At 56.9% G+C, this 6,054-nt stretch carries 4 protein-coding genes; 1 reads left to right on the top strand and 3 read right to left on the bottom strand.

The annotated features are described in order from the left end of the window. Nucleotides 1-438 precede the first annotated feature (438 nt). The 3 genes from yghX to GS636_RS22420 all read right to left on the bottom strand — a co-directional run bounded on the left by yghX (nucleotide 439) and on the right by GS636_RS22420 (nucleotide 4,954). Nucleotides 439-1,350, bottom strand: coding sequence for a YghX family hydrolase (gene yghX / locus GS636_RS22430; RefSeq protein WP_171672877.1), 912 nt, complete (start codon nucleotides 1,348-1,350; stop codon nucleotides 439-441). Between the two features lie 323 nt (nucleotides 1,351-1,673). Then, on the bottom strand, nucleotides 1,674-2,903 hold the full coding sequence (locus tag GS636_RS22425) for an L-rhamnose isomerase (RefSeq protein ID WP_170682750.1): 1,230 nt from the start codon (nucleotides 2,901-2,903) through the stop codon (nucleotides 1,674-1,676). A gap of 11 nt (nucleotides 2,904-2,914) precedes the next feature. Next, nucleotides 2,915-4,954, bottom strand: a complete 2,040-nt coding sequence (locus GS636_RS22420) for a bifunctional rhamnulose-1-phosphate aldolase/short-chain dehydrogenase (protein WP_253762981.1) — start codon at nucleotides 4,952-4,954, stop codon at nucleotides 2,915-2,917. A gap of 248 nt (nucleotides 4,955-5,202) precedes the next feature. On the opposite strand from GS636_RS22420, the gene GS636_RS22415 reads away from it, so the two are divergent. Then, nucleotides 5,203-6,006, top strand: a complete 804-nt coding sequence (locus GS636_RS22415; protein ID WP_170682748.1) for a DeoR/GlpR family DNA-binding transcription regulator — start codon at nucleotides 5,203-5,205, stop codon at nucleotides 6,004-6,006. The last annotated feature ends 48 nt before the right edge of the window (nucleotides 6,007-6,054 follow it).

Raw genomic sequence — 6,054 nt, 5'->3', positions numbered from 1 at the left:
AGTAATCACCATGACTACAGACATGATCATTTCCATAGTGAAGCCGCGCTATTTCTTGCACCGAAGTGCCTGCTGTTTTTTGAATATGAAGGAACAATGCTGGCTTCAAGACAACACCTCTCGCTATTTTGACTTCGAGTAGCGTTCGAAGTTGATGGACTTATAGCGCGAAGTGTCAACCCTGAAACTAGGACGTAGCCAACCTCTCCTGTCTGCTCGAACTACGTTTCACGACGCATCACTTTAATCCGCTTTGGGATCGATGGAGCGCTTCCTTGCCTTCGCTCCCAGCAGCCGCTTTGGGCTCGGAGCAGACGTTCATTCAATCTAACCGAACATCTGCTCTGCGGACGAAGCGGGCCTTCTCACACTGGAACTGAACGACCACTACTGAGAATTCGTCGCGCCCACCGAGCCGGGCAGGCGCGCCATTGCTCATCAAGCGAGATAAGTCCGGAACCAAGCCACCATTCTTTCCTCTGCAAGCATCGCCGCCGCCTCATCGTAGCGTGGCGTCGTATCATTGTGGAAACCATGGTTCACGCCCGGGTAGATGTGCGCTTCGTAGACCTTGTCGTTTGCCTCCATGGCCTTCTGAAACGGCGGCCACATGGCATTGATGCGTCGATCGAGCGCCGCGAGTTGGACCATAAGCGGTGCTTCAATGCCCGGAACCTGCTCTGCATCCGGGAACGAACCGTAGAACGGAACGCCTGCAGCCATCTCAGGATAGGCAGCAGCCAGTCTGCTGACGACTCCACCACCATAGCAGAACCCCGTTGCGCCAACCTTGCCATTCGTCCCCTCAATTGCCTGAAGGTATTCAAAGCCGGCAAAGAAGTCATTGAGCAGTTGGCCCTGATCGAGGGTGCGCTGCATTTCGCGACCTTCGTCATCAGTACCCGGGTAACCCCCGAGAGAGGACAGGCCGTCAGGTCCCATTGCAATGAAACCGGCCTTGCCGAGACGACGCACCACGTCGCGAATGTACGGATTGAGACCTCGGTTTTCATGAACTACGAGGACCGCTGCAGGCGGCCTGTCGGGATCAATCTCGGATGGACGGACAAGATAAGCCGCGATGTCGCCGGTGCCGTTCGGGCTTGAATAGACAATGTCTTCGCCTTCGATGTCTGGATCGTCCTCGGCAACCTGCTGGGCCAGCGCATAGTTCGGTGAGAGCGTGCTGAGTATCGCCGCAGCGGTAAGACCGCCGACCGCCCACTTTCCGGCGCGGTCAAGGAACTCTCTTTTTGAGATTTTGCCATGTGCGTAGTAGTCGTAAAGGTCGAGAAGATCCTGATCAAAATCTGCTGCAGTCAATCGGCGGGCTGGTGTCTGGTCATTCATTTAACTTTCTCCCTAATTCTCCATGACTCTAACACCAATTGTCGCAACGACGGATTTTCTTTGTTGGGTTTTTTTGGCGGAAGGATGATGCACAAGGAACGTGATGGACAAGCCACCAAGCCGACATTCGTGCCAGCCGCAGCATCTGTAACTTTGGGCTCGAGGTAGGCATTCGCTGCAACTTGCTTGAACGTCTACTTTGCGGACAATGCGGCCGCTCAATGGTCACCGGCGCGACGACCGCTTTCTTTCGAATGCAATCTTGGCCTTCTTTCCAACATAGATTGTCCAAACGGAGACTTTCCATAAAATTGGACCGTCCCTCAGCGCCCCGCTACAGAGGCCTGATAGGTGTCAAGCTCAGTGATCAGCTCAGTACCTGTAGGCGCGCCGTTTCTGGCGCAAAATTCAGACCACACTGCTCCGTAGGGCAGGTCCTTCAGTTCCTCTGTCACAACAAACCGGCTTGTGAAATCCAGCGCGTCCTCCGCTGCTCGCAAACGATCCCAGGGCTTCAGAAGCGCCTGCAGAAGCGCCTTTTGCATGTTGCGCGTGCCAATCACCCAAGCGGCAGTTCGACTGATCGTTGCGTCGAAGAAATCAAGCCCGATATGGGTCTTGCCCAACAGGTCGCCGCTGACCAGTTCATGTGCCATCGCCAGGATGTCATCGTTCAGCATGATCACATGGTCGCTGTCCCAACGCATAGGGCGCGACACGTGCAGCAGAAGCTCATCCAGAGACAGGGCCACGGCGCTCAGTTTGTCGGCGATATTCTCGGTCGGGTGGAAGTGCCCCATGTCGAGGCAAAGCAGTGTCTTGTTGCGGATCGCATAGCCCATGTAGAACTCATGGCTGCCCACCGTGCAGGCCTCGACCCCGATGCCAAAAAGCTTGGATTCGACCGCATCCAGCATATCCGTTTTCGCCTCGGCCAGCATGGTGTCGAGCGAGGCCTCAAGCCGGGCCCGTGCCGCCATACGGTCGATAGGAAGATCCTTGAACCCATCCGGAACCCAAATGTTGTTGATGCAGGGTGAACCAAGCGCGGCTCCCATCTGCGCCGCAATGTCCCGCGTGCGTTTCCCATGTTCGATCCAAAAGTCCCTGATGCCCTTGTCGGGGTGCGCCAACGTCAGGTTGTCGTCGGCCTTTTTATGGGCAAAGAAGGTCGGGTTGAAATCCAGCCCGATGCCGATGCCTTTGGCCCAGTCGACCCATGGCGCGAAATGGCGGTACTCGATCTCATCCCGGTCCGGGGTATCGTCTGTGTCCATGTACATCGCGTGCAGGTTCAACCGATGTGACCCGGGGATTTTTGCATAGGCAAACTCAAGATCCGCCCGCAGTTCGTCGGGATTGCGGGCTCGGCCCGGATGGTTTCCGGTTGCCTGAATGCCCCCGCCTGAGGTGCCGGTCTGGTTTTCGAACCCGACCACGTCATCGCCTTGCCAACAGTGAATGGAAATCGGGATGTCTTTCAGAGCCTTGATCGCAGCGTCAGTGTCGACGCCCCAGTCAGCGAATTGCGCTTTGGCGCTCTCATAACCCATGGACCGTCTCCCTATCGCGTGAAGGCCTGAACGTTACCTGCATCAACGTTCAGAATGTTGCCCGTCGATTTGGCCGACGTCTCGGCGGCGAAGAAATAACAGGCCTCGGCGATATCTTCTGGCAGGACTGAGCGTTTCAGCATGGATCGGTTGCGGTACATCTCTTCCAGCCCCTCCTTGTCCGTGCCATAGGTCGCAGCCCGCTGATCCAGCCAATCGCCTTCCCAGATCTTGGAGCCCCGCAACACCGCATCCGGGTTCACAACGTTGACCCTGATCCCGGCCTCAGAACCTTCCAGCGCAAGGCAACGGGCCAAGTGGATCTCCGAGGCCTTCGCCGTGCAGTAAGCCGAGGCATTGGGCGAGGCGGCAAGCCCGTTTTTCGAGGCCACGAAAACGATAGATCCTCCCATGTCCTGCACCCGCATGATCTTGAAAGTTTCCCGGCTGACAAGGAAATACCCCGTGGACAAGATGTCCATGTTCTTGTTCCAAAGGTCGAGGGACGTTTCCTCAACCGGGGCAGAGGATGCGATCCCGGCGTTCGAGACAAGGATGTCGATGCCGCCAAATTCGACGGATGTTTCAGCCAACGCCTGGGCCACGGCATTTTCATCCGTGACGTCCATCAGGACGGTGCACACGACGTCCTCGCCGAACTGCTGGGTCAAGACCCATTCCGTCGCGGTGAGGCTGTCGGTATTGATGTCGGCCAGCATGACACAGGCGCCCTCGGACAGGTAACGTTCTGCCGTTGCCGACCCTATGCCGCCGGCGCCTCCGGTGACCAGCGCGACGCGACCAGCCAGCGATTTTGGTTTCGGCATGCGCTGCAACTTGGCTTCTTCCAACAGCCAGTATTCAATGTCAAAAGCTTCCTGCTCTGGCAGGCCGCAGTATTCGCTGACGGCACTTGCCCCGCGCATAACATTGATCGCGTTGACGTAGAATTCGCCGGAAATGCGGGCCGTGCCCTTGTCCTTGGCAAATGTGATCATGCCAACCCCGGGGATCAGGTAGACAACCGCATTGGGGTCCCTAAGCGCAGGCGAGTTATCGTGTTTGCAACGGTTGTAGTAGGCCGTGTAGTCCTCACGATAGGCCGCGACTTGCGCGGGCAGGCCTTCAAGCACGGCGTCGATGTTGTTCAGGGCCGGGTCGAAGCCGACGACCAAAGGTCGGATCTTTGTGCGCAGGAAATGGTCGGGGCAGGACGTGCCAAGGGCCGCCAGCGCCTCCATATCTTTGGAATTCACGAACTCAAGCACCGAGGCGCTGTCGTTGAAATGCCCGACCATGTGCTGGTTGCCACTGACAAAGCCACGGATCGCCGGCATCAGCCGGGCGGCAACGGTCCGCCTACCTTCCCGGGCGAGGCTCCCGTGGACCGCTCCGCCAAAGGCCGGAACATCAGCGGTCTTTTCGGCCAACCACTTGGTCGCGACGTTGATCACGTCGATGGTGCAGTAATAGCAGTCTTTCGCCGTGTCAGCCCATGTGAACAATCCGTGACTTTCAAGGACAACACCATCGGCATCCGGGTTTTCCAGGCAGAACTTTTCAAGCCACAGGCCCAGTTCATACCCCGGCCGTTTCCACGGCAGCCAACCGATCCGGTCACCGAAAATTTCCTGGGTCAGCTCCTTCGAATTCTTCGACGCTGCGATCGCAATAATCGCGTCGGCGTGGACGTGATCGACATGTTTGCGCGGCACATAGGCGTGCAAGGGCGTGTCAATTGAAGCCGCGCGCGGGTTCAGTTTGAAGGTGCAGTGGGGCAGATAGCCGACCATTTCATCTTCAAACTCGACCCCGCGATAAAGCCCCTTCAGCGCGTTCAGCTTGTCCATGTATAGCGTGGAGAAGCCGTCAAGTTTCATGGACCCGATGTCACCGCCGGAACCCTTGACCCAGAGCACCTCGACCTCTTTGCCGGACAGTGGGTCGGTTTCCATGACCTTCGCAGAGGTATTGCCACCGCCATAGTTTGTGACGCGCTTATCCGATCCCAGCGTGTTGGAGCGATAGAGAAGCAGTTCCGATTCGGACATACCACCTGCCACAGCGTCATCCCAGCGGTTCTCAAGAAGCTGATTTTTGATGGATTTCAACGTTCTGCCCTCCTCACGATGCAGCGGTCGGTACTGCACCATCGCATTTAGGCTTAGTAGTGTGCATCGTTATGTCAATCAAAAACAATCACAAACAGTCATTCTGCAATGCAGAATGATTGAAAGTGATCGAAAATGATTGACAGCTGCGGCGAATCTGCGCAGCGTGGAGTGAATGGGAGGTGGCTTTGCACGAAAAAGAACGCCATAGGATCATCATTTCTGCGGTGCAGGATCGCCCCGTCGTGACGGTTGGGGACCTGTGCACCTTGACCGGCGTGTCCGAAGCCACCATCCGGCGCGACATTTCAACACTTCACATGAAACAGAAGGTACGCCGTGTCAGAGGCGGCGCTGAGGCGATAACGCCACCGCAGTTCGCCGGGCTGGCGGGCCGTCCGTTCGTCGTCAACGAAACCATGAATATCGCAGCGAAGCAGGCGATTGCGCGCGCGGCGGTTGAGATGTGTAGCGAAGGTGACAGCATCATCATCAACGGGGGCACAACGACCTTTCAGATGGTGCATCCGCTGGCCAACCGCAGGATGCAGGTCTTTACCAATTCGTTCCCGATTGCCGAGCACCTGCTGAAGCATTCGAAGAACACGATCATGTTGTCAGGCGGCGCGATCTACCGGGAACAGAACATAATCCTGTCGCCCTTTGACAACGACGTGACCCGCAACTTCTATGCAAAGCGCATGTTCATGGGCGCGCAGGGGCTGGGCCCCATCGGCCTGATGGAGGCCGATCCGCTTTTGATCCAGGCAGAACAGAAACTGATCGGACAGGCGGATGAGCTTATCGTTCTGGTCGACAGTTCGAAATTCGCGCAGCGCTCCAGCCTGGTGCTTTGCCAGTTGGACCGGATCACGACCGTGATCACCGACGAAGGAATTCCTGACAAGGCGGCGACCATGCTTGAGGCTGCCGATGTGAATCTGATCGTTGCCCAGTCGGGCAGCGTTCAAGAAAACGAGGTGGCCTCTTGATCGCCTCCGAAACTCGAGACCCAAACATGACTTTCTGGGAGGAACTAT

This window comes from Ruegeria sp. HKCCD4884 (genome assembly GCF_013110855.1).
Taxonomy (GTDB): Bacteria; Pseudomonadota; Alphaproteobacteria; order Rhodobacterales; family Rhodobacteraceae; genus Ruegeria.
The sequence above is the reverse complement of the archived record's forward strand: the minus strand, read 5'-3'. Positions and strand labels throughout refer to the sequence as shown.